General features: G+C 66.7%; 23 protein-coding genes and 1 pseudogene. 12 read left to right on the top strand and 12 right to left on the bottom strand.

Annotated elements, in window-relative coordinates:
* Window positions 1-64 precede the first annotated feature (64 nt).
* The 3 genes from ACQPW1_RS23230 to ACQPW1_RS23220 form a co-directional block, all read right to left on the bottom strand.
* Entirely contained in the window at window positions 65-829 is a 765-nt protein-coding gene (locus tag ACQPW1_RS23230; protein WP_433664807.1) for an alpha/beta fold hydrolase, read from the bottom strand.
* Between the two features lie 77 nt (window positions 830-906).
* The gene (locus ACQPW1_RS23225; protein WP_433664806.1) at window positions 907-1416 is read right to left on the bottom strand and encodes a hypothetical protein; all 510 of its coding nucleotides are present in this window, start codon (window positions 1414-1416) and stop codon (window positions 907-909) included.
* Window positions 1413-1781, bottom strand: a complete 369-nt coding sequence (locus ACQPW1_RS23220) for a hypothetical protein (protein WP_433664805.1) — start codon at window positions 1779-1781, stop codon at window positions 1413-1415. The genes ACQPW1_RS23225 and ACQPW1_RS23220 overlap by 4 nt, the downstream gene beginning before the upstream one ends.
* A gap of 21 nt (window positions 1782-1802) precedes the next feature.
* Here ACQPW1_RS23220 and ACQPW1_RS23215 point away from each other — a divergent pair, with 21 nt between their 5' ends.
* Entirely contained in the window at window positions 1803-2417 is a 615-nt protein-coding gene (locus tag ACQPW1_RS23215) for a TetR/AcrR family transcriptional regulator (protein ID WP_433664804.1), read from the top strand.
* A gap of 167 nt (window positions 2418-2584) precedes the next feature.
* Here the strand turns inward: ACQPW1_RS23215 and ACQPW1_RS23210 are convergent, their stop codons facing one another.
* Window positions 2585-3241: an HAD family hydrolase gene (locus ACQPW1_RS23210; protein WP_433664803.1), complete on the bottom strand. Its 657-nt coding sequence runs from the start codon at window positions 3239-3241 to the stop codon at window positions 2585-2587.
* A 214-nt stretch (window positions 3242-3455) separates the two neighbouring features.
* Between ACQPW1_RS23210 and ACQPW1_RS23205 the strand changes: the two genes are divergently transcribed.
* Window positions 3456-4127: a PaaI family thioesterase gene (locus ACQPW1_RS23205; RefSeq protein ID WP_433664802.1), complete on the top strand. Its 672-nt coding sequence runs from the start codon at window positions 3456-3458 to the stop codon at window positions 4125-4127.
* Between the two features lie 320 nt (window positions 4128-4447).
* Here ACQPW1_RS23205 and ACQPW1_RS23200 read toward each other — a convergent pair whose 3' ends face one another.
* The 3 genes from ACQPW1_RS23200 to ACQPW1_RS23190 are packed head-to-tail and all read right to left on the bottom strand — an operon-like array spanning window position 4448 to window position 7592.
* Window positions 4448-5611, bottom strand: coding sequence for a sulfotransferase family protein (locus tag ACQPW1_RS23200; RefSeq protein ID WP_433664801.1), 1164 nt, complete (start codon window positions 5609-5611; stop codon window positions 4448-4450).
* A 41-nt stretch (window positions 5612-5652) separates the two neighbouring features.
* Window positions 5653-6429 carry an SDR family oxidoreductase gene (locus tag ACQPW1_RS23195; protein WP_433664800.1) on the bottom strand — a complete coding sequence of 259 codons (777 nt, stop codon included), beginning with the start codon at window positions 6427-6429 and terminating at the stop codon, window positions 5653-5655.
* Window positions 6429-7592 carry a hypothetical protein gene (locus tag ACQPW1_RS23190; protein ID WP_433664799.1) on the bottom strand — a complete coding sequence of 388 codons (1164 nt, stop codon included), beginning with the start codon at window positions 7590-7592 and terminating at the stop codon, window positions 6429-6431. Before ACQPW1_RS23190 ends, ACQPW1_RS23195 begins: the two co-directional genes overlap by 1 nt.
* A gap of 91 nt (window positions 7593-7683) precedes the next feature.
* Between ACQPW1_RS23190 and ACQPW1_RS23185 the strand changes: the two genes are divergently transcribed.
* The 3 genes from ACQPW1_RS23185 (at window position 7684) to cysC (ending at window position 11445) form a co-directional block, all read left to right on the top strand.
* Window positions 7684-8562 carry a helix-turn-helix domain-containing protein gene (locus ACQPW1_RS23185; protein ID WP_433664798.1) on the top strand — a complete coding sequence of 293 codons (879 nt, stop codon included), beginning with the start codon at window positions 7684-7686 and terminating at the stop codon, window positions 8560-8562.
* A 115-nt stretch (window positions 8563-8677) separates the two neighbouring features.
* Window positions 8678-9610, top strand: a complete 933-nt coding sequence (gene cysD / locus ACQPW1_RS23180) for a sulfate adenylyltransferase subunit CysD (protein WP_396997055.1) — start codon at window positions 8678-8680, stop codon at window positions 9608-9610.
* Entirely contained in the window at window positions 9610-11445 is a 1836-nt protein-coding gene (gene cysC / locus ACQPW1_RS23175; RefSeq protein ID WP_433664797.1) for an adenylyl-sulfate kinase, read from the top strand. Before cysD ends, cysC begins: the two co-directional genes overlap by 1 nt.
* A 147-nt stretch (window positions 11446-11592) precedes the next feature.
* Here the strand turns inward: cysC and ACQPW1_RS23170 are convergent, their stop codons facing one another.
* Window positions 11593-12207, bottom strand: a complete 615-nt coding sequence (locus ACQPW1_RS23170; protein WP_433664796.1) for a hypothetical protein — start codon at window positions 12205-12207, stop codon at window positions 11593-11595.
* Window positions 12208-12236: 29 nt separating this feature from the next.
* Between ACQPW1_RS23170 and ACQPW1_RS23165 the strand changes: the two are divergent.
* The 5 genes and pseudogenes from ACQPW1_RS23165 to ACQPW1_RS23145 form a co-directional block, all read left to right on the top strand.
* Window positions 12237-12434 (top strand): annotated as a pseudogene (locus tag ACQPW1_RS23165) (LuxR C-terminal-related transcriptional regulator); the annotation flags it as partial.
* A gap of 239 nt (window positions 12435-12673) precedes the next feature.
* The gene (locus ACQPW1_RS23160; protein ID WP_433664795.1) at window positions 12674-13795 is read left to right on the top strand and encodes a CaiB/BaiF CoA transferase family protein; all 1122 of its coding nucleotides are present in this window, start codon (window positions 12674-12676) and stop codon (window positions 13793-13795) included.
* A gap of 119 nt (window positions 13796-13914) precedes the next feature.
* Entirely contained in the window at window positions 13915-15711 is a 1797-nt protein-coding gene (locus ACQPW1_RS23155) for an acyl-CoA dehydrogenase (RefSeq protein WP_433665310.1), read from the top strand.
* A 35-nt stretch (window positions 15712-15746) separates the two neighbouring features.
* Window positions 15747-16373 (top strand): QsdR family transcriptional regulator, encoded by a 627-nt coding sequence (locus tag ACQPW1_RS23150; protein ID WP_433664794.1) that lies wholly within the window; start codon window positions 15747-15749, stop codon window positions 16371-16373.
* Between the two features lies 1 nt (window position 16374).
* On the top strand, window positions 16375-17367 hold the full coding sequence (locus ACQPW1_RS23145; RefSeq protein ID WP_433664792.1) for a 1-aminocyclopropane-1-carboxylate deaminase/D-cysteine desulfhydrase: 993 nt from the start codon (window positions 16375-16377) through the stop codon (window positions 17365-17367).
* Window positions 17368-17529: 162 nt separating this feature from the next.
* Here ACQPW1_RS23145 and ACQPW1_RS23140 read toward each other — a convergent pair whose 3' ends face one another.
* Together ACQPW1_RS23140 and ACQPW1_RS23135 are read right to left on the bottom strand one after the other, a co-directional pair.
* Window positions 17530-18330, bottom strand: a complete 801-nt coding sequence (locus tag ACQPW1_RS23140; RefSeq protein WP_433664791.1) for a glycerophosphodiester phosphodiesterase — start codon at window positions 18328-18330, stop codon at window positions 17530-17532.
* Window positions 18331-18353: 23 nt separating this feature from the next.
* Entirely contained in the window at window positions 18354-18938 is a 585-nt protein-coding gene (locus tag ACQPW1_RS23135) for an NAD-dependent epimerase/dehydratase family protein (RefSeq protein ID WP_433664790.1), read from the bottom strand.
* Between the two features lie 70 nt (window positions 18939-19008).
* On the opposite strand from ACQPW1_RS23135, the gene ACQPW1_RS23130 reads away from it, so the two are divergent.
* Entirely contained in the window at window positions 19009-20478 is a 1470-nt protein-coding gene (locus ACQPW1_RS23130) for a carboxylesterase/lipase family protein (RefSeq protein ID WP_433664789.1), read from the top strand.
* Between the two features lie 33 nt (window positions 20479-20511).
* Window positions 20512-21120, top strand: coding sequence for a class I SAM-dependent methyltransferase (locus ACQPW1_RS23125; RefSeq protein WP_433664788.1), 609 nt, complete (start codon window positions 20512-20514; stop codon window positions 21118-21120).
* A 43-nt stretch (window positions 21121-21163) separates the two neighbouring features.
* On the opposite strand, the gene ACQPW1_RS23120 is transcribed toward ACQPW1_RS23125, so the two are convergent.
* Together ACQPW1_RS23120 and arsM are read right to left on the bottom strand one after the other, a co-directional pair.
* Window positions 21164-21646 (bottom strand): SRPBCC family protein, encoded by a 483-nt coding sequence (locus ACQPW1_RS23120; protein ID WP_433664787.1) that lies wholly within the window; start codon window positions 21644-21646, stop codon window positions 21164-21166.
* 48 nt (window positions 21647-21694) lie between these two features.
* A complete protein-coding gene (arsM, locus tag ACQPW1_RS23115) occupies window positions 21695-22549 on the bottom strand; it encodes an arsenite methyltransferase (protein WP_433664786.1) in 855 nt (284 codons plus the stop codon).
* Window positions 22550-22622 lie beyond the last annotated feature (73 nt).

Below are 22622 nucleotides of genomic sequence, written 5' to 3'. Positions count from 1 at the left end.
GCGCGCGCAAGCGCGACCCGGAATCTGCTACCGAGTGGAAACGTTCGATTCGGCAGCCGGATACTCAGGCACGGCGGATCGGCTGCCAGGTTTGCGTCGCATCGGTGCTGAGGAAGATGCCGACGAGGCGGTAGACCTCGGCGGGCTTCTCGACGACCAGCAGATGTGACGTGCCGGGGATGATGGCGAGCTCCGAATCGGGGATCGCGCGGTAGAGGGCGATCGTGTGTTCCAGGCTCATCGCGTCGTCGTCGGCGGCGATGACGAGGGTCCGGCTGGTGATGCCACCGAGCTCCGCGACGGTCATGGTCGGCTCGTTCCGCGACATCTGGAGGATCTTGTCGGCGATGACCCGGAAGTGCTCCTCGCCGTCCGGCGACACCTCGCCATAACGAGAGGCCAAGCGCTGCATCGGTTCCTCGTGTGCGAAACCGTCGAGCACACCTGGCAGCACGCCGTCGTAGTGGAAGTTGCCGCTGATCGAGACGAGCTTGCGGACCAGATCCGGACGGCGGATGGCGACCAGCAGCGCGACGATCGCGCCGTCGCTGTAACCGACGAGGTGCGCGGCGCCGCCGACCACCGTGTCGAGGAAGGCGATGGTGTCCTGTGCCATCAGGTCATAGGAGAGCGGACCCTCGACATCGGGGGTGCGGCCGTGGCCGCGGCGATCCATCCGGAAGACGCGGAACTGCTCGGCCAGGCCGGCGACGGCGGGTTCGAACGATCGCGAGTCCACGAATCCACCGTGCAGCAGCAATACCGGCTCGCCGTCGCCCGTTTCGTCATACCAAGTCCGGACATCGCCGAGCTGTACATCGTTTGCCATGTGGTGATCATGCTCGATGCTCGATCGGCAGTGCGAATCGCGGGCTGGAGTGCGGTGCAGCGGCGTCCGCGCTCGAACTACTGCCGCAGCCGAGCTCGCGGCTCGGCATGATCCTCGATTTCGGCCAGCTCCTTCAAGTTCAGCAGTTGCTTGCGCATCATGACAAGGTCGCCGACGGCCAGCAGACGGCCGACTATCCATGGGCCGCCCATTCGCACCCTGGCGACCAACCGCGTACCTGCCCCTTCCGGCCGCACCGCGTAGGTGACTGCGATCTTCCCGGTGACCAGGGTGATGTGCTGACTCAGCGCAAAGGACGCCAGGTCGAACTGCCCCATGAAGCGTTGCCCCACTTCGAGTTCGGCGAGCTTCGGGTCGCGATGCCGCGGACTGGGTCGACCCCAGCGGTCGAGGAGGTCGTAACTGTATGGTGCCACCCGCAATTGGCAGAGCCAGGCATAGACCAGGCCGTACGGGGCGTCGATGCTTATGGCTCGATCCGCTTGCAGCCCAACGGGTTGCAGCGCGTCACACGGCAGCGGATCGGCGCACTCGGCTTCAGTTGCGCCCCAGACCAGCCCGATCATGCCGCGGCCGCGATCTTCCGGAGCATCCGGCGCACCACGACCTGGTGGCCGCCGCTGCCGATAACGAGCGCGCGGTAGATCTTGCCGTGTAGGCCAGGGAAGTTCGCCCAGGATTTCGCGTGAATGCGGGTCCGGTTCGCGCATTCGTCGTCGAGTTCGAAGACCAGGGCATACTCCGAAAACCAGTGCCGCCCTTTCATTGCCAGCCGGGCGGGTACCTCCGCGGACTCGAGCACGAAACCGGCCGGCACGGTGGACGGATCCGACGGGTCCTTGCAGACGACTTTCAGCAGTGCTTTCCAGGCCCGATCGCGATTCGCGTCGATGGATCTGGCATGCTCATCGATATAAGACAAACGCTCCATATAGAAGGAACGTACTAGTACATGGCGCCTCCCCGCAAGCACGACACCGACGTGATCCTCGACGCAACACGCGCTTTGGTGCTCGCCGACGGACCTCGCGCGGCCAGTGTCGCAGCGATCGCCGAGGCCAGCGGCGCTCCGGTCGGCACGCTGTACCACCGCTTCGGCAACCGCAACGGCGTGCTCACCGCCGCCTGGCTGCGCGCACTCGAACGATTTCAGCGCGGCGTTCTTGCTGCGGCCGCCCACCCCGATCCGGTCGAGGCGGGCGTCGACATGGTCCGCGCCGCCCTCACCTTCGGTCGCGAATTACCTGACGACGCAAGGCTTCTGCTCAGCCTGCGCGTCAGCGACCTGCTTGACGGCGGCCCCGACGAAGACTTCCGCGCCCGCCTCGCCACCATGAACGCCCCCTTGTTCGACCACCTCCGCCGCATCGCCACCGCCCTCTTCGGCCGCGCAGGCGACCGCGAAATCGACGCCATCAACCGAGCCGTCGTAGACCTCCCCTACGCCGCCCTCCGCCACCACGCCCACGCCCCCACCCTCCCCGACTGGCTCGACACCGACATCCCAGCAGCCGCCCGCACCCTCCTCACCTCCTACCGACCCGACGAATCACCGAACGGGACGTAGACGGCGGCTCACTCGCACTCCCGCGCCACCATGTCCCGTTCGACGCGCCAGTCAGCTCGGTGGTTCGGCCAACGGGACATGACGGCGGCGCCACTCGCGAATCGGCGCCACCATGTCCCGTTCGGTGCGAGGGTCGGCCCGGCGGGGCCCACCGGACAGGTGGTGAGTTAGTCGGGTTCCGTGACGAGGGTGGGGGTCAGTTCGGCCAAGTCGGTGATTACGTGGGTGGCGAGGGCCAGGGCATCGGGGGCTGGTGGGTATTCGGGGCGGGGGGCGGCGATTACGCGCATGCCTGCGGCGTGGGCGGAGCGCATGCCGTTGCTCGAATCTTCTACTGCGGCACAGTCGGTGGGGCGTTGGCGGAGGAAGGCGGCTACGGCGACGTAGACGTCGGGGGCGGGTTTGCCGCGGTCCACCTCTTCGGTGGAGAAGGTGACGTTGAAGAACTCGATCAGGCCGGTGCGGCCGAGGACGACGTCGATCAGGGCGCGGGGCGAGGAACTGGCCACACCGAGGGGCCATTTCTCGCTCATCCGCTGCACCGCGTCGATGGCGCCGGGCAGCAGCGGGACCTCGCGGTCGTAGTGGGCGGCCATTCGGTCGATCACGTCGCGCGCTACCGTTTCCGGCGGTGCGTCGACGCCCAGGTCCGTGCTCAGGTATTCCGACCATTCCCGGGTGCTCATGCCCATCAACCGTTGCTGGGCATCGGGTAGCCACTGCCCGCCGCGCTCGGCGACGTAGTCCCGGCGCACCTGTTCCCATACCGGCTCGGAGTCGATCAGTACACCGTCCATGTCGAAGACAACTGCCGTAATACCCATCTACCCAAAGCCTTTCGCCGCCGGACCCGTCATTGCGCGCAGTGGTCGGCGGCTATCGAGCTCGTGCCGCCAACCGTCTGGTTCCCCCTGAGTAACCCTGATTGATGATCGCGAACCAGCCTAGGGCACATCGGACGATTCGGATCACACCAGCCGACCCACCAAGTCGTCCCTTGAAGTGGGCATTCGGCGGGCAACCTATAACGTGTTCTGCATGAACGAACAACAGGCCGGTGACTCGCTGCCGAACGAGGAGCACCACGAGGGCGCGTTCCGGCCGATGAGCGAGCTGATCAACGCACACGAGCAGAACGTCGACATCACCCGCGGCGGACCGCACTACGGCGAGTTCATCGAGCAGGTGCGCGGCCTGATGGACCGCGTGCGGCTCGCCTCCCCGTCCGACGAGCTGGCCGTGGAGACGATCGGCCTGCTCAAGCAGCTGAACGACAAGCTCGATGCCGCGCAGGTCGACGAGTGGTCCACGCCGAACTGGACCAGGCACGACCTGCCCGGCCGGGGCAACATCACGCTGCCGCCGTTCGTCTTCGATCATGTCGGCCGCGACGGTGTCGACGCCCGCATCACCTTCCGCACCTTCCACCTCGGCGGCAACAACGCCGCGCACGGCGGCCACATCGCGATCGCCTTCGACGACCTGCTCGGCATGGCCGCGGCGGTATACGCGGGCGAGGTGACCCGAACCGCGTCGCTCACCGTCGACTACCGCTCCATCACCCCGCTGCGCACCGAACTGAAGGTCCGCGCCTGGGCCGAACGCCAGGAGGGGCGCAAGGTCTACGTCCGCGCCACCCTGCACGACGGCGACCGCCTCTGCGCCGAAGCCCACGGCCTCTTCATCACCCTCAAGCCCGGCCAGCCGTAACTCGACCCGTGCCGCGCACGGTTTCGCCGGCCGCGCACGATTCAGCCAGCGATTTCGTGCGCGGCCGCATGGAACATGCGCGGCTGGCAAAGCCGTGCGCGCCCACGATGCGGCGCGTCGACTACGGCGGCTTGCGGTTGCGGTGGACCGCGGTTCGGCGCGGATTGGCACACACTGCATTCATGCATGAGATGTCCTGCTGTTCAGGGCATTACAGGATTGGGCCCTCGGAGCGGCCGAAGCCGGCCCGTGGGCCCGATTACTGCACACAGTGCATGCATGCGCGAATTGCCATGCGCGGCAGTGTTCCACGCCGCCGATCACCGCCCCGGGAAGTGCGCCTCCCGATATGCGCCGAACCGTTCGTCGACTTGATCGGCGGTGAGTCCGAAGTCGGCGAGGGTGTAGCGGTGCACGGGACGTGCTGCGCCGGAGGTGCTTTCCGCGTGCAGCGAGGTCATCGCCGACGAAGCCGTCTCGGTCAGCGGCAGATCGAAGTGCCGGTAGATCGATTCGACGGTGCCGATCGGATCGGCAACGAAGTCGTCATAGTCGACGTCGCAGAACTGGGCGGCATTGTGACGCTTGCGATCCGCCAGGAATCTATCCGCGCCACGTGCCCACAGATCGAGCTGGGCGGCACCGACCACAGGTCCACGGAACTTGTCGGACCATCCGGCCGACGCCTGCTCGTTGAGACTGCACACCGACGCGATGATCGTTCGCGGATCCCGATGCATCTGGATGACGAGCGCGTCCGGATACACCTCGAAAATGGCGTCGAGTGCAAACAAGTGGCTGGGATTCTTCAACACCCATCGCCGTCCGGCGTCGGGCATCCCGATCAGTTGCAGGTTGCGCCGATGCCTGCGATAGGCCGCGGTCCAGTCCTGCTCCCGCAGCCACTCCGAGTAACTCGGCAGATACCCCAGGCACTCGTAGGACACCGACATGGCCGACTGCCGAAGCAACTGCCAGCACTCTTCCACCTGGTCGGCGGAGATGTGGTGCACGCCCATGAATTCGGGATGCTCCACGTGGTGCTTCTCGAACGCGGCCTCGATCCGCTGATACACCGGATTGCTCGCCCAGGTCTCCCGCGGCGGCCGCGGCTGCGGCATCTCGGTGAGCCACATCTCCAAACCCTGGTGCGCCGGATCCGCATTGAGCAGCCGATGCACCGCCGTCGTCCCCGACCGCGGCAGCCCGGTCACGAAGATCGGCCGTTCGATCGCCACCTCGGCGTACTCCGGAAAGCGTTGCCACGCCGACTCGCTGAGCAGCCTGGCGATCAGCGCCCCGCGCAGGAACGCGCGATTCACCTTGTTGCCGAACGGCGTCAGCTCCGCGTCCTTGGCGTAGGACTCGAGCAGCACCTCGAGCCCGGTGCGGTAGTCGTCGGCACCGAAATCGGTCAGCCCGACGACCTTGGTCGCCGACGCGTGCAGATCATCGATGGTCCCGACATCGTCCCTACCGATCAACGTTCATCTCCTCAGTAGTGGTGCGAGACAGTCGCACCCGATCAGTGGTGGTATTCGCCGCCGTTGACATCCAGGCACGCGCCGGTGATCGCGCGCGCCATCGACGAGGCGAAGAACACGACCGCGTCGGCGATCTCGTCTGGTTCGGGCAGCTTGCGCAGATCGATGGTCTTCGCCGTCTCGGCATAGACCTCGTCGGCGGTGATGCCGCGCTGTTCGGCGAGGTAGTTGAAGTACCACTTCAGGTTGTCGGCCCAGATGTAGCCGGGGGCAATGGTATTCACCCGGATGCCACGCGGCCCGAGCTCGGTGGCCAGGCTCTGTGCCAGCGCGAGCAGGCTGGCCTTGGCCATCTTGTAGGGGCCGAAGGTGCGCCGCGAGTGCCGCAACACCGCCGAGTTGATCATCACGACCGAGCCGTTGGACTCGTCGAGCGCGGGGATGAACAGGCGGGTCAACCGCAGCGCCGCAAGCACATTGGTCTCGAACCCGGCCCGCACCTGATCCAGGTCGACGTCGGCGAGATCGGTGATCGGCGGAATCGCGAACGCGTTGTTCACCAGGGTGTCGACCCGGCCGAACGCACTCTGCGCGGCCTCGACCAGATTGACGGCGGCGGCCTCGTCGTTGATGTCGGTCGGCACCACCACCGCGCGCCGGCCGAGCTCGGTGATTTCCTTGGCCACCTCGGTGAGCCGCGATTCGGTGCGCGAGGCCAGTACGACATCGGCCCCCGCTTTGGCGCTCTGCACCGCGATGGCGCGACCGAGTCCGGGGCCGACCCCGGAGACCACAACAACCTTGTCCTGCAACAACATCAGCCGAGCATCCTTTCCGCGACGGCAGCCTGCCGTACCGCGATTCGTGCGCGCCATTGTTCCGGCGTGACGCTCGCCTGGTCGTGGAACGGAAGTCGCTGGGCCAGTTCGTCGACCGGCACCACCTCGACGGTCGGGCCGTCCTCGGGCTTCATGTCCCGAGCGAGCCGCTGCCAGCGGAACTGTAAGTACCCGCGATCGTGCCCGGTGCGTTCGATCCAGTTGGCCAGACCCGGATTTCGCTCGCTGACCACCAGGCGGATCATGCCGTCGGGGTCCACGTGCGCCTGGTCGGCGGTGAGGCTGGTCTGGTGGTTGATGTAGTCCAGCGACAGGTACCACATGCTGCCGAGCTGGAAACCCTGGTACGGCGCATCGGATTTCGGCACCGTGATGATCATCGCCTGATCGTCGGTCAGCTCGTAGTGGCCCGCCGAGGAGAACTGCGTGGTGAGACCGCCCGGCGTGGAACGGGGTTCGGTCATCGTGTTCACCGGCAGGTTCAGATAGAACCACTCGGGGAAGGCCAGGAAGGTCTTCAGTCGCGAGATCAGCATCTTGCCCGCGACGCCGTACCGCTTGGTCAGCACGTCCTTCGTCAGCGGCAGCGGTGCGTCGCCCATGCCGTCGACCCGCGCGATCCGGATCGTGCCCGGCTTTTCGGCGGCCCAGTCGCTGTAGACCTCGCGGACCACCAGCATGGCCGAGTCGGCGGCGAGGTGCACATAGCCCGGTCGCGCTTCGCCCGGGCCGAGGCGCAGTTCGAACGAACCGTCCGGCCCGACCGCCAAGGAACGGTCGTCGAAGGCGGTGAGACTGTCCGGCACATCGACCGGCGAGTAGTTGCCGTTCAGCACCTGGAAGCTCAGATCCCGTGTGGTGCCGCGCTTTCCGGTGACCACGTATTCCGCGTCCGGTCGCAGGTAGGAGTGGAAGTAGAGGGTGTCCGGGTTGTCCAGGCCCATCTTCGTGTACGGCCCGGTCGACTGGACGAAGAACGGGAAGTCCCGCTCGTAGGCCCACGCCATCTGTAAGGCCGCGCGAATGCTGCCCGCCAAGTAGTCGTAGCCCTCGACGAGGTCCTGTTCGGTGCGGATGTGCGCGGCCTCGGTGATGATCTGCTCGGCGGCGGCGATGGCTTCCGCGAACGGCTGTGTCAGCAAAAGGTCTCCATTGAATCGCGGTGTTCCAAATACGTACCACTCTGGTACATTTCGTCTGAGGCAAGATTAGAACGTGTTCTAGGAGTGGTCAATGGTCAGCCGTAGATCCGCACCCACGGTGCGGGTGGTGCAGGTGTTGGATTTCCTCGTCGAACAGTGCGGCAAGCGCTTCGGCCTGTCCGAGCTCGCACGGGCGCTCGACCTGGCGAAACCGACCTGTTTGGGCATCCTGACCGAGCTCACAGCGGGCGGCTACCTGGTACGTGACGCCGATACGCTCACCTACGGGCTCGGACCCGCACTGATCGCCGCGGGCCGAGTGGCCCAGGACAGCTTCGCGATTTCCGCGCTCGCCCGCACCGAGCTGGAGAAACTCACCGCGCAATACCGCACCACCTGCACCGCGTCGGCCGTGGTCGGCGAGCAGATCATGGTCCTGGAGAGCACCGGGCCCGGGCTGGTGAAGGTCGGCGCGGCCTACCACTTCGCGCCGCCGGTCGGCCTGATGTACGTGCTGTGGGATACCGACGCGGCGTTCAACGCCTGGCTGACGAAACCCGCCACGGTGCCGTTGCAGCAGGACGAGGCGCGATTGCGGCAGATCGTCGTGGAATGCCGTGCACGCGGGTATCTGGTGGAGAGCCTGACCGCCGCGGGCGGCAGGCTGTACTCGATGCTGGCCGGATTCGCGGCCCGCGAACTGCCCGATGAGCTGCGCGAACTGGTCGGCGAGCTGGTCACCAGCCTCGGCGAACGCGTCTACGTCGGCGCGGATCTGCGGCCACGCAAGGAACACCCGGTCAGCCTGCTCGCCGCGCCGACCTACGGCGGTGACGGCAGGCAGAACATGGTGTTGACCATGTACGTCGGCACCTCGATCACCGGCGCCGAAATCGACCGGCGCGGAACGGCTCTGGTTGCCGCGGCCGATGCCGTGACCACCGCTTCGGGCGGCCGTCGACCGAGCTGATCGGAACGAAACCCACACGGCCCCGGCGCGCACCCGTCATCCTGGACTGAATCCCGCCCTCGCCGGAATGCCGCGAGCTGTTGCCAATGATCGAAACGTGTTCTAGTTTTGCGGTGTGAGCCAGTACGCGAAGTCGACGGCGAGCACCTACGAGCTGCCTCATCTGGACGCGCTCGAGGCCGAGTCGGCACATATATTCCGTGAAGTAGCGGCGACATTCGAACGTCCGGTGTTGCTGTTCTCCGGCGGCAAGGACTCGGTGGTGATGCTGCACCTGGCGGCCAAGGCCTTCTGGCCCGCGCCGCTGCCGTTTCCGGTGCTGCACATCGACACCGGACACAACTTCGACGAGGTGATCGCCTTCCGCGACGAAACGGTCGCGCGGTTCGGGCTGCGACTGGTGGTCGGCAGCGTGCAGGACGACATCGACGCGGGCCGCGTCGTCGAGGAGACCGGACCGCGCACCTCGCGCAACCGGTTGCAGACCACCACGCTGCTGCGCTCGATCCAAGAGGGCGGCTACGACGCGGTCTTCGGTGGCGCGCGGCGCGACGAGGAGAAGGCGCGCGCCAAGGAGCGCGTCTTCAGCTTCCGTGACCAGTACGGCCAGTGGGATCCGCGCAGCCAGCGACCGGAGCTGTGGAACCTCTACAACGGCAGACACCGTGCGGGCGAACACATTCGGGTGTTCCCGCTGTCGAACTGGACCGAGCTCGACATCTGGACCTACATCGCCGCCGAGGGCATCGACCTGCCGCCGCTCTACTATGCGCACCGCCGCCCGGTGGTGCAGCGCGACGGAATGTTGTTGGCGCACACCCGCTTTCTGGAACTCCTCGACGGCGAGGAACCGCACGAGACGACGGTGCGCTTCCGCACGGTCGGCGACGCCACCTGCACCGGCTGCGTGGAATCGACTGCGGCCACCCCCGCCGAGGTAGTCACCGAAGTTGCCGCGGCCCGGGTCACCGAGCGTGGTGCCACCCGCGCCGATGATCGAATCTCCGAGGCGGGCATGGAAGATCGCAAACGAGAGGGCTACTTCTGATGACCGCAACACTGCTGCGTCTCGCCACCGCGGGCAGCGTCGACGACGGCAAATCGACCCTCATCGGCCGCCTGCTCTTCGATTCCAAGACGATCTTCACCGACCAGCTCGCCGCCGTGGAGCGGACCAGCCGCGACCGCGGCGACGACTACCCGAACCTGGCCCTGCTCACCGACGGACTGCGCGCCGAACGCGAACAGGGCATCACCATCGACGTGGCGCACCGCTATTTCGCCACGCCCCGACGGAAATTCATCATCGCCGACACCCCCGGGCACATCCAGTACACCAGGAACATGGTGACCGGCGCGTCCACCGCCGACCTCGCGCTGATCCTGGTCGATGCCCGCAAGGGCGTGGTGGAGCAGACCCGCAGGCACGCGTTCCTCGCCAGCCTGCTCGGCATCCCGCACCTGGTGCTGTGCGTGAACAAGATGGACCTGGTCGACTGGTCGCAGGCCCGGTTCGAGGAGATCCGCACCGAATTCGCGCAATTCGCCTCGAAACTCGACATCTTCGACCTGACCTTCGTGCCGATGTCCGCGCTCGACGGCGAGAACATCGTGCACCGCGGCGCCAGCATGCCCTGGTACGAGGGCACTCCCCTGCTGCACCATCTCGAAGAGGTGCACATCGCCTCCGACCGCAACCTGATCGACGCGCGGTTCCCGGTGCAGTACGTAACCCGCAGCCACGCACAGGATTTCCGTGGTTACGCGGGCACCGTGGTCGGCGGGGTGTTCAAGCCCGGCGACGAGGTGGCGGTGCTGCCTTCGGGATTCACCACGACAGTCGAGGCGATCTGGGGTCCGGGCGGCAAGGCGGTCACGGAAGCGTTTCCGCCACAGGCGGTGACGATGCAGCTGGCCGACCACCTCGACGTGTCCCGCGGCGACATGATCTGCCGCCCGAACAACCGCCCCACCGCGGGACGCGATCTCGACGCGATGGTCTGCTGGTTCGCGGACGAGGCACAGCTCACCCCCGGCTCGACCTACACCATTCGGCACACCACCCGGACCGCCACCGTCGAGGTGCGGACACTGGACTACCGACTCGACGTCAACACCCTGCATCGCGACGAGAACGCGGAATCGTTGTCGCTCAACGAAATAGGTCGCGTCCAGCTGCGCACCCGCCAGCCGCTGCTGTTCGATCCGTATCGCCGGAATCGGTTCACCGGCAGCTTCATCCTGGTCGACGACACCACCCACAACACCGTCGGCGCGGGCATGATCACCGGCCCGAGCCTTCCGTCGTCACGCGTGGTCTGGCATTCCACCGCGGTCGGCCGGGACGAGCGCGCGACCCGTGGTCTCACTGTCTGGCTGACCGGGCTGTCCGGCTCCGGAAAGTCCACCGTCGCAGTGGAACTCGAACGGCGCTTGGTCGCGGCGGGCCGTCCCGCCTTCCTGCTCGACGGCGACAACCTGCGGCACGGACTGAACGCCGACCTCGGCTTCAGCGCCGCCGATCGTGTCGAGAACGTCCGCCGTGTCGGCGAGGTCGCCCGCCTGTTCGCCGAAGCCGGTGTGGTGGCGGTGGTTTCGCTGATCAGCCCGTACCGCGCCGACCGCGACCGAGTCCGCGCCGCACACCTCGAAGCAGGCATCCCCTTCGTGGAGGTCTTCGTCGACACGCCACTGGACATCTGCGAATCCCGCGACCCGAAAGGCATGTACGCCAAGGCCCGTGCAGGCGAGATCCGCGGCTTCACCGGCATCGACGACCCGTACGAGTCCCCCACCGAAGCCGAGCTCGTCCTGCGTCCCGACGACGGCGACCCGGCGGCGATGGCGGCAACCATCCTCGCCCGCCTGTCCGGCCTCGACTAGACCGACCGAAGGCGCCCTTCAGCCCACCAGACAGGCCGAATGCCACCTTCGGTCAGCAGTCCACCCGCCGAACGCAAACGACCGAAGGCGCCTTTCAGTCTGCTGGGCAGGCTGAAGGGGGCCTTCGGTCGGGTTCGGGGCGGGTGATCAGGTCAGCGTGCGGAAGAACTCACGCATATCACCGACGAGCAACTCCGGCACTTCGAGGGCCGGGAAGTGGCCGCCGGAGTAGAACTCCGACCAGTGCGTGATGTTGTGTACCTTCTCGGCGAACCGGCGGATGGCGTAGTCGCCGTCCTTGAAGACCGCGACCCCGGTCGGCACGGTGCCCTTCGGCTTCGGCGCGAACATGGCAGCGTCATGGAACCGCTCGTAGTAGAAGTTCGCCACGCTGCGCGCGGTATCGGTGAACCAGTAGACGCTGATGTTGGCCAGCATCCGGTCCTTGTCGATCGCCTGCTCGGGCAGGTCGTGCACCTGGTCGACCCACTCCTTGTACTTCTCCACGATCCAGCCGAGCTGCCCGGCCGGGGAATCGGCCACCAGCTGCGCAAGGGTGTTCGGCCGGGAACCCTTCAGTTTCATGTAGGCCGAGCCGTCGTCCTGGAACTTCTGCATCCGGCCCAGCCGCTCCCGCTCCGCGTCGGTCAGCGCGGCCATATCGGCTGGATCACCGGTCGGGAAGGTGACCAGCGCGTTCACGTGCACGCCGAGCACATGGTCGCCGTCCACCCGGCCGGCCACCCGAGCCGAATACCGCACGCCCCACCACATTCGGTCTCACCCCGCGAGAGCTCGACGTCTTACGCCTCGTCGCAAAGGGTTTGAGCAACCGTCAGATCGCCGCCGAACTCTTCATCAGCGGCAACACCGCGGGCGTCCACGTCTCCCGGATCCTCACCAAACTCGGCGCCGCCACCCGCACCGAAGCGGCCGCCGCCGCACACACGCACCACCTGCTGGACACGGACGCAGCGGTCGACTCGTGAGCGAGCGTCAGCGAGCGAACCGAAGGCACAGTGCGCCCACGCGCACGACGGAGCTGAGCGTTAGCGAGGCGGAGTCGTGAGCGAGTGGACCGAAGACTGAGCGCTACGGTCATGTCCTATCGAGCGGGACGGTCATTGGCGACCCGCCCCGAGCGGGCTTAACCTCGGGGCACCGATCCGGACGGGCGGGGTTCGGCCGTGGCCGCATGCCCTCGTCGAGGACGACAGAGAGCGGAGACATGGGACCACTGCACGGAGTGAAAGTCATCGAGATCGCCAGTCTCGCGCCCGGCCCGTTCGGCGCGATGATCCTGGCCGACCTCGGCGCGGAGGTGCTGCGCGTGGACCGCGGCGGCGCACCCGGCGCGGGCATCGTCTCGCCGGAGGGTCCGCTGGACCGTGGAAAGCACTGCATCACACTGGATCTCAAGCAACCCACCGATCGCGAAACCCTACTCGGGCTCACCGATCACGCGGACGTGCTCATCGAGGGGTTCCGGCCCGGTGTCGCCGAACGCCTCGGCTTCGGCCCCGCCGACCTGGCCGCCCGCAACCCGCGCCTGATCTACGGCCGGATGACCGGCTGGGGCCAGGAGGGCCCGCTCGCGCACACCGCGGGCCACGACATCGACTACATCGCGATCTCCGGCGCCCTCGGGCTCGTCGGCCGCGCCGGGGAACCGCCGGTGCCGCCCGCGAACATGCTCGGCGACTTCGCGGGCGGTGGCCTGCTGCTGGCACTCGGCGTACTCGGCGCACTCTACGAACGCGAACGTTCCGGCAAAGGCCAGGTCGTCGACGCGGCCATGGTCGACGGCTCCGCCCTGTTCACCGCGTCCATGCACGGCCTGCACCACCTCGGCCTGTGGAACTTCCCCCGCGGCGAGAACATGCTCGACGGCGGCGCGCCCTTCTACGACACCTACGAATGCGCCGACGGCCAGTACATGGCGGTCGGCTGCGTAGAGATCCCCTTCTACAACCAGATGCTCGCCATCCTCGGCATCGACGACCCCGACCTGCCGTTCCAGCTGGACAAGAACGGCTGGCCGCAGCTCAAAGAGGTGCTCGGCGCGAAGTTCAAGGAGCGCACCCGCGACGAATGGGCCGAGGTCTTCGCCGGCTCCGACGCCTGCGTCGCCCCGGTGCTGAGCCCGTGGGAGGCCCACGAACACCCGCACAACCAGGCCCGCAACGCCTTCATCGAGGTCAACGGCGTACTACAGCCCGCACCGGCGCCGCGCTTCGACCGCACGCCGATCGACACCCCCGCGCCCCTGTCGTCGGACCCGGAACAGGTCCGAAAGCTGGTGTCCGGCTGGGGTGTTCAAGCCGAGCAGATCGATCGCGTCACCAGCTGACCCGACTCCGCCGCGCAGCCACTTCCCGTGCACTACCTTGATTCATGCGCGGGGAGTGGCTGCTGACGCCACGCCGACGTAAGATACAGTGGTTGGCACATGTCTCGAAAGGACGGCTGATGCGCTCCACGCTGCTTTCCCGGCGCGATCTCGACTTCCTGCTCTACGAGTGGCTCAACGTCGAGGAGCTGACCAAACGTGCGCGCTACGCAGATCATTCGCGCGAGACCTTCGATGCCGTCCTCGAGCTCAGCGAGCAGCTGGCCACCAAATACTTTGCGCCGCACAACAAGCTGAACGACGCGAACGAGCCGACCTTCGACGGCGAACGCGTCACCATCATCCCCGAGGTCGCCACGGCCCTCGAAGCCTTCGCCAAGGCCGGATTGCCCGCCGCGGCAATGGACTACGACCTCGGCGGGTCGCAGCTGCCCGTCACCGTCGCGCAGGCGAGCTACGCGTGGTTCCAGGCGGCCAACCCCGGCACCTCGGGCTACTCGTTCCTGACCGTGGCGAACGCGAATCTTCTGCTCACCCATACCGGTCCGGAGTTCACCGAGCGGTTCGTCCGCCCGATGCTCGAAGGCCGATTCTTCGGCACCATGTGCCTGTCCGAGCCGCAGGCGGGCTCGTCGCTGGCCGACATCGTCACCCGCGCCGAACCCCAGGACGACGGCGCCTACCGCCTGTTCGGCACGAAGATGTGGATCTCCGGCGGCGATCACGAACTCGGCGAGAACATCGTGCACCTGGTGCTGGCGAAGATCCCCGGCGGCCCGGCGGGCACCAAGGGCATCTCCCTATTCGTCGTGCCGCGGTTCCTGGTCGAGGACGACGGCACGGTCGGCGCACGCAACGATGTCGCGCTGGCCGGGCTCAATCACAAGATGGGCTTCCGCGGCACGGTCAATACCGTGCTCAACTTCGGCGAGGGCCGCTGGACACCGGGCGGCGCGCCGGGTGCCGTCGGCTACCTGGTCGGCGAGCCGCACCGCGGACTCAGCTACATGTTCCACATGATGAACGAGGCGCGCATCGGCGTCGGCATGGTCGCGACGGCGCTCGGCTACACCGGATACCTCGAATCCCTCGACTACGCCCGCACCCGCACCCAGGGCCGGGCGAAGCTGCCCGCCGACCCGTCCGCGCCACAGCGGCCGATCATCGAGCACGCCGACGTCAAGCGAATGTTGCTGGCGCAGAAGTCATATGCCGAAGGCGCGCTGGCGCTCGTGCTCTACTGCGCGCGACTGGTCGACGAACAACACACCACCGCTTCGGAAGACGAGAAGCGCGCGCTCACGCTGCTGCTCGACATCCTGACCCCGATCGCCAAAAGCTGGCCGTCACAGTGGTGCCTGGAGGCGAACAACCTCGCCATCCAGGTGCTCGGCGGCTACGGCTACACCCGCGAATACAACGTCGAACAGCACTATCGCGACAACCGCCTCAACCCGATCCACGAGGGCACCCACGGCATCCAGGGCCTGGATCTGCTGGGGCGCAAGGTAACCCAGCAGGGCGGTGCGAGCCTGCTCGCCCTCGGTGCGCGGGTGCAGAGCACCGTGGCCACCGCCCGCGCGGCCGGTGGCGAGGCGGCCGAGCTTGCCGCACAGCTCAATTCGGCATGGCAACGCCTGATCGAGGTGACCGCGGGACTGTTCGCCACCGGCGACTTCGAGGCCGCACTGGCCAACAGCTCGGTCTACCTCGAAGCCTTCGGCCACATCGTGCTGGCCTGGATCTGGCTCGAGCAGCTGCTCGCCGCCGCCGCGCAGACCGGCGATTTCTACGACGGCAAGCGGCACGCGGCCCGGTACTTCTACCGGTTCGAGTTGCCCAAGACGACACCGGCATTGGACCTGCTGGCCCGCCTCGACAGCACGGCGCTCGAAATGCGCGACGCCTGGTTCTGATTCGGTACACGCATCAAAGGATGTACCATTTTCCGATGACCACGCCCAGCCCACGAACCACCCGCCCGCCTGGCCGACCGGCGTCGGCGACCAGGGAAGAGGTCATCGACCTGGCGCGTCAGGCCTTCCTGGCCGGTGAACGGGTGGACATCCAGGCGATCGCGGCGCAGCTCGGGCTCAGCCGCGCCTCGATCTATCGCTGGTTCGGCTCCCGCGAGGGCGTGCTCGGCACGGTGCTGGCCGGCGAGTTCGCGGCGCTGCTCACCCGCGCCGACAACCGGCGCCGCTCCACCGGGGCCCGGCGCATCCTCGACGTGCTGTACCGGGTCAATCGCTGGATGACCGACAACGTGCCGTTCCGGCGGTACTTCGAGAACGAGCCGCTGGCCGGTTTGCGGATTCTCACCGCGAGCGACGGGCCGGTGCAGCCGCTGGTGGTCACCACCGTGCGCGAGCTCATCGCCCGCGCCGAACGCGAAGACGGCTACCGGCCCCCGGTCGAGCCGGAGCTGCTCGCCTACACACTGGTCCGGTTGGGTGAGGCGTTCCTGTACAACGATAATGTCGCAGGCATCCGAGGGGATGTCGACCGGCTGCACGAAGTTCAGGCCGCGCTGCTCGGCATCCCCGAGGCGATCACGAGACCTCCCACCGGAAGCTGATATGTCGGACTCATTGCTGCACAAGCGTTTTCCTCAACTCGCCGACACCCTGCCGTATGTGCGACTCGGTACCGCGCCCACACCGATCCGCCCGCTCGATGTCGGTACCGGAGTTGCGCTGTGGTGCAAGAACGACAGCGGTTACGGGGACGGCGGTTGGGGTGGCAACAAGGTCCGCAAGCTGGAATGGCTACTGCCGGAAGCGCATCGGCGCGGCGCACGGACCATCTTCACCGTCGGCGGCACCGGCACCAACTGGGGACTCGCCACCGCGCTGTACGGGCGCGACCAGGGTATCGACACCGTCCTCGCACTGGTCGACCAGCCGATGGACGACCATGTTCGCGAACAGCTGCAGCGGCTGGAGAAGTCGGGCGCCACAATCCATTTCACGCACACCAAGCGGCGAACCATGCTGACGGGGCCGCTGCTGTACCTGCGGCACATGCAAGGCCGCACCCGGCCGTACTTCCTGCCGGTGGGTGGTTCGTCGCCGATCGGCACGCTCGGCTATGTCGAGGGCGCGTTCGAATTGGCCGATCAGATCGCCGCTGGCGCGATGCCCGAGCCCAGCCATCTCGTGACGGCGGTCGGATCCGGTGGCACCGCAGCCGGTTTGGCGCTCGGCCTGCGGTTGGCTGGGTTGAGAACGCGCGTGGTCGGCGTGGTCGTCAACGATTCACTCCCCCTCGACGCCCCACACATCGCCCGCCTGGCCGGGCGCGCGGAACGGCTCTTGCGTTCACGCGGAGCGCAATTCGAGCCGACCGGCCTGGGCCCCGACGATCTGACCATCACCACGGACTGGCTCGGCCCCGGCTACGGCCACCCGACCCCCGCCGCCCGCGAGGCGCAAAGCCTTGCGGCGCAGGACGGGCTTCAGCTCGAAACCGTCTACACCGCCAAGGCATTGGCGGCCGCCCTGCACCTCGATACCGCGGCTGCGTTCGGTGCGGGCCCCGTGCTGTTCCTCAACACGTACGGCCCTCGCTAGCGCGCCTACACCCGCCGCGCATTACCGCAGACCACAGCCCGAAAACGGACAATCACGGCGCACAAACAGCGGTCAGAACATTGGAGGCGTGACCTTGCCGAATTGGCTCGACCTCGTTGCGCTTTCGGTGACCGCGCTCCAGATGACGGCAGTGGCAGGCGATCAGCGAGCGCGCACGATGTCGCGAAGGAGTTCCGGCAGGTTGGTCATAATCCCGCTCACGCCCGCGTCGACGAGACGGCGGAGATCGTCTTCAGGTGCGTCGGCGCTGATGTCGCCGTAGAGGGTATCGGCGCACGTCCACACCGGTGTCCCTAGGTCGAGGACGGTGCGGACGAGGTGTGCACCTGTTTCGTCATCGGTGAGGATCCACGCTGGCCAGAGCCTGATGAGATCCGCTCCCGCCGCAACGAACTCCGTTATGGCGGCCAAGTCTGGTGGCGCATCCTGACGTCCGGGCACCAACGCCAGTTCACGCAGTCGCGGATCGAGTTTCTTGAACGCACGTAAATCGGCGACAGTGCGCGGACCGACGATCACCTCGCGCGTTGCGGAGTAGCGCCCGGTCAACTCGACCACCGCTGCTATCGCGTCGAGTGGACAGTCTTTGATGTCCAGCAGCAACTGCATTCGGCTGCCCTGCAAGGCCTCGAGCACTTCGCCATAGGTCGGTACCCGTTCTCCGCCGAAGGCCGGACCGGCATAGCGGCCCGCATCGAGCGTCTTGATCTCGGCGAGCGTCAGGTCAGCGACGCGGCCATGACCATCGGTGGTCCGATCCACCGTGTCGTCGTGCATGACGACGACATGCCCGTCGGCGGTCACTCGAAGATCGATCTCGATGGCGTCCACGCCGAGCGCGATCGCGCCGCGGAACGCCGCCAACGTGTTCTCCGGCAGACCGGACGCCAGACCACGGTGTGCGATGACCGTGACCTCCTGGGACTCGGTCGTCGCGGACATGCACCGAGTGTGCCACAGGCAGTTCAGGCGGTGTCGGCGACGATCACCACGCCACTCGCGGCCTCCAGCAGCGGAATCGTTTGAGCCGCAGCATCATCGATGTGCACCCGCGGGTGGGCCGGGAGTTCACCTTCGTAATAGGTTCCGGGGCCGTAGAACTGGCCGTACTTCACGACCACGCCGTCGATGGCGAGGACGGCGGCTTCGTGGTCCTGGATGACCTGGCCGCGTCCGCCCGCGGGTTCCCAGGCGATGCTCTGCGCGAGGAACCGCTTCGCGCCTGCCGCACGGGCGGCGGCAATGAGGTTGTGCGTGCCCTCGGTGCGGATACGCGAGTTCGCGTCGCCGGACTCGGCGATCCGGGCGACGTCGTCGGGGAGGTCGGTCAGCTGGTGCATCACCATGTCGGGATGGAAGTCCACGACAGCGGCGGTCAACGCGTCCAGGTCGTAGACGTCGCAGATCACCGGAACGCCCCCGGCGGCGCGCACCTGGTCCGCTTTACCGGCCGATCGAGTCATTCCCGCGACCTCGTGGCCCGCCGCGACCAGCAGCGGCACCAACCGTGTTCCGATCACGCCGGTCGCCCCGGCCAGAAAGATCCGCATCATTCCACCCTAGTGATCGGCTCGGGTGTGAGACGTTCAAGGTGTCGTCGGCGATTTGTGAGGAACCTGGATGAGTACGTCAGTAGTGGCCATACCGCAGGGCAAGGTGCGCGGCAACGCCACCGGTTCGGTGCACGAGTTTCTCGGAATCCCGTACGCGGCAGCACCATTGGGTGCCACGCTGTTCCAGGCACCCGGCCCGGCGCCCAGCTGGGACGACGAACGCGACGCCACCCGATTCGGGCCCACCGCACCGCAATTGGGCTATCCGGAACCCTTGCGCTCGATCCTGCACAACCCCATCATCGACGGCCCCGAATTCCTCAATCTCAACGTGTGGACACCCGATCCGACCGCCTCGGGTCTCCCGGTCATGGTCTGGATTCACGGCGGCGCCTACCGCATCGGTTCCAGCGCCGTCTCGGTCTACAACGGTCATGCCTTCGCCCGCGACGGTGTCGTCCTCGTCAGCATCAACTACCGCCTCGGCGCCATCGGTTTCGCCGCGCTCGACGGCACTCCCGCCAACCGCGGCCTGCTCGACCAGATCGCCGCCCTCCAGTGGGTCCGCGACAACATCGCCAGCTTCGGCGGTGACCCCGACCAGGTCACCATCTTCGGCGAGTCCGCGGGCGCCATGAGCGTCGCCACCTTGCTCGCGTCCCCCTTGACCGAGGGCCTGTTCCACCGCGCGATCATCCAGAGCGGCAACGGAACCGTCGCCTCCACCCTCGAAGACGCGCGCCTCGTCGCCGCCGATTACGCCAGCCGCCTCGACACCACGCCCGGCACCGCCGAAATCCCCGCGCTACTCAAGGCCGAGCGAAACCTCGTGCTCGACTTCACCCTCCAACAGGACCCAGGCCGCTGGGGCCAGTCCACCATCACCGCAGGCCTGGGCCTGATGGCCTTCCTCCCCACCATCGACGGCCACACCCTCACCCAACTCCCCCTCGATGCCATCGCCGCTGGCGCAGCCCACAACATCCCCCTCATCATGGGCACGACCGCCGACGAATTCCGCCTCTACTCCGCTCCCACCGGCCTGACCACCTCCCTGAACCTCGAGACTGTCACCAACATCCTGATCTCCCGAGGCATCGACCCGGCCATCATCGACACCTATTCCGGCAACCGCCCCAACGCAACCCCCGGCGACCTGATGGCCGCGATCCTCACCGACCGCGCCTTCCGCGTCCCCACCACCCGCCTGGCCGAAGCCGCCTATACCGCCTACGTCTACGAATTCGCCTGGCCCACCACCCATCTAGACCTCCGAGCCTGCCATGCCATCGAAATAGCCTTCGTCTTCGACACATTGACCGCCGAAGGCACATCGATGATGCTCGGCCCCGACACCCCACCCCAAACCCTCGCCTCCGAAATCCACCACACCTGGGTCGATTTCGCCCACGGCCGCACCCCCTGGACGCCGTACGACCCGACCACTCGATCCGTAATGACGTTCAACACTCCACGCTCACAGCTCGTAGCCAACCCTCGACCCGACGAACTCGCCCTCTGGCGCGACGTCAACTGACAGCCTGTCTCGTCGACAACGCATGATGGTTCGGTGCTCGACTATGACTACGAAGCGACTCACTACGACCGGACGCGTGGCGGATTGCCACGAGCTGAGGCGGCAGCCGCCGCGCTCAATGGACTGATCCCTTCGCGCAGTACGGTTCTCGACCTCGCCGTGGGGACCGGGATCGTGGCTGCCGAACTCGGTGCTCTCGGACACCGAGTCGTCGGCATAGACCTCTCGGTCGGCATGCTGCGGCACGCGGCCGATCGACTGCCGGGTCGAGTGGCGCGAGCCGACGCCACGGCACTTCCCCTGCCCGACAGCTGCGTCGACACAGTGACCGCAGTGTGGTTGCTCCACTTACTCGACGACGCCGAACCAGTCCTCGCCGAGGTGAGCAGAGTCCTCCGACCCGGCGGCCTCTTCCTCACCACCGCAGACAAAGTCGCCGCGGCCCGCCTGGCGTCCAACACAACTCCCGAAGGCCGCCCCCGCCCCGACACCTGCGCTCAGCTCACCGCACTAGGCGCCCGCCACCACCTCCACCTGGCCGCAGCGACATCCTTCATCGGCCACGGCCAAGCCAAACCAGGCGGCACCGACCCCCGCTACCCCGTTCTGGGCTTCCGCCGCGCCGTCGACAGTGCGACCTAGCGCGCCGAATGAATAACCGGTCGGTACAACGGCTTCGGTTTACCTACGACGAAGCCTTCGTCAGTTCCGCTGCGGCAGCGTCGAGGACTTTTCCGAAGATGTAGGTGACTCCCGGCTTCATCAGAAGACGAGTCAGGGTGGCCGCGAACGGGAGTCGCACTTCCGCGGTTGTCGTCCACACCACTCGCGTTCCGCCGGACACTTCGGTGAACGCCAGCTTTCCGCCTTCGTGGCGCGAGGGCGGAAAGCTGCGTTCGACCAGGTAGCCGAATTCATAGGGCGGGTCGTAGGAGGTGATTCGCTCGCGAAACCAGCCAACCACCCAGAGGAGTTGACGGACCGCGTTGCGACCGTACGGTGCGTCTTCGCCCGGTGTGGTCAGTTGCTGGCGCAGGACGACCCGCGTTGCGCGTGGGTAATTGCTTGCGTCAGCAAGCCATTCGAAGACGTCCTTCGCCGGTGCCGCGATGACGCGTTCGATGGTGACGGTTTCCATGGTGAACCCCTCCCCGATAGATTCACCCATACTACGACTGGTAGTACTTCTGAGGCAACATCGTGTCGAATGCCTGAATCAGCGGTATTCCGAGTGGGTTCTGGCGATTGCTTCCTCGGGTGAGCAACATCCTGGTGCGCAGCACGCACTCGCCGGTTCGGCCACTCCGATAGCGTCCGCGGGTTTGGTGGCTTTGATGATCGCGGAGTGCATTCCGTCGGCGACTTGGTGGGTGGAGGTGATCTCGATGTCGGTGAATCCGGCTGCGGTCAGGTGGTTTCGGTATTCGGTGAATGACAGCGCTCCGGCGATACATCCGACGTAGTCGCCGCGTTCGGCGCGTTGGGGCGGGGTCAATTCGTCCTCGGCGACGACATCTGCGATGCCGATGCGCCCGCCGGGGGTGAGGACTCGGGCCATTTCGGCGAAGACGGCCGGTTTGTCGACCGATAGGTTGATCACGCAATTCGAGATTACGACGTCGATAGTGTTGGCGGGCAACGGAATCGCCTCGATGTTCCCCTTGAGAAACTCGACGTTCCCGATTCCCGCCTTGGCGGTGTTCTCCAGCGCCAAGGCGAGCATCTCCTCGGTCATGTCGAGGCCATACGCCTTTCCGGTCGGCCCGACGCGGCGCGCGGACAGCAGCACGTCGATCCCGCCGCCGGATCCGAGATCGAGGACACGTTCACCCTCGCGCAGTTCGGCGACGGCAGTCGGGTTGCCGCAACCCAACGATGCCGCCGCGGCTTCGATCGGGAGCTGGTCGCGGTCGGCGGCGCCGTACAGGCTTGCCCCGAAGGTTTGATCGACCGCGATCGGGTCGGTCCCGCAACAATCCTCAGCGACGCCGCCCGCGGTGACGGTCCGCGCGGCCTGCGCATAGCGGGCGCGAACGGTTTCGCGGAGGTCGATCTGCTGCTGGTCTGTCATGACATCACGTCCCTGACTGGTTGAATTCAGGCCTGATCCATGGATCCGACCTGGTTGTATCGATGACTGCCGA

This window comes from Nocardia sp. CA-128927 (genome assembly GCF_050955855.1).
Taxonomy (GTDB): domain Bacteria; phylum Actinomycetota; class Actinomycetes; order Mycobacteriales; family Mycobacteriaceae; genus Nocardia.
This window is presented reverse-complemented; position numbering and strand designations above follow the sequence as displayed.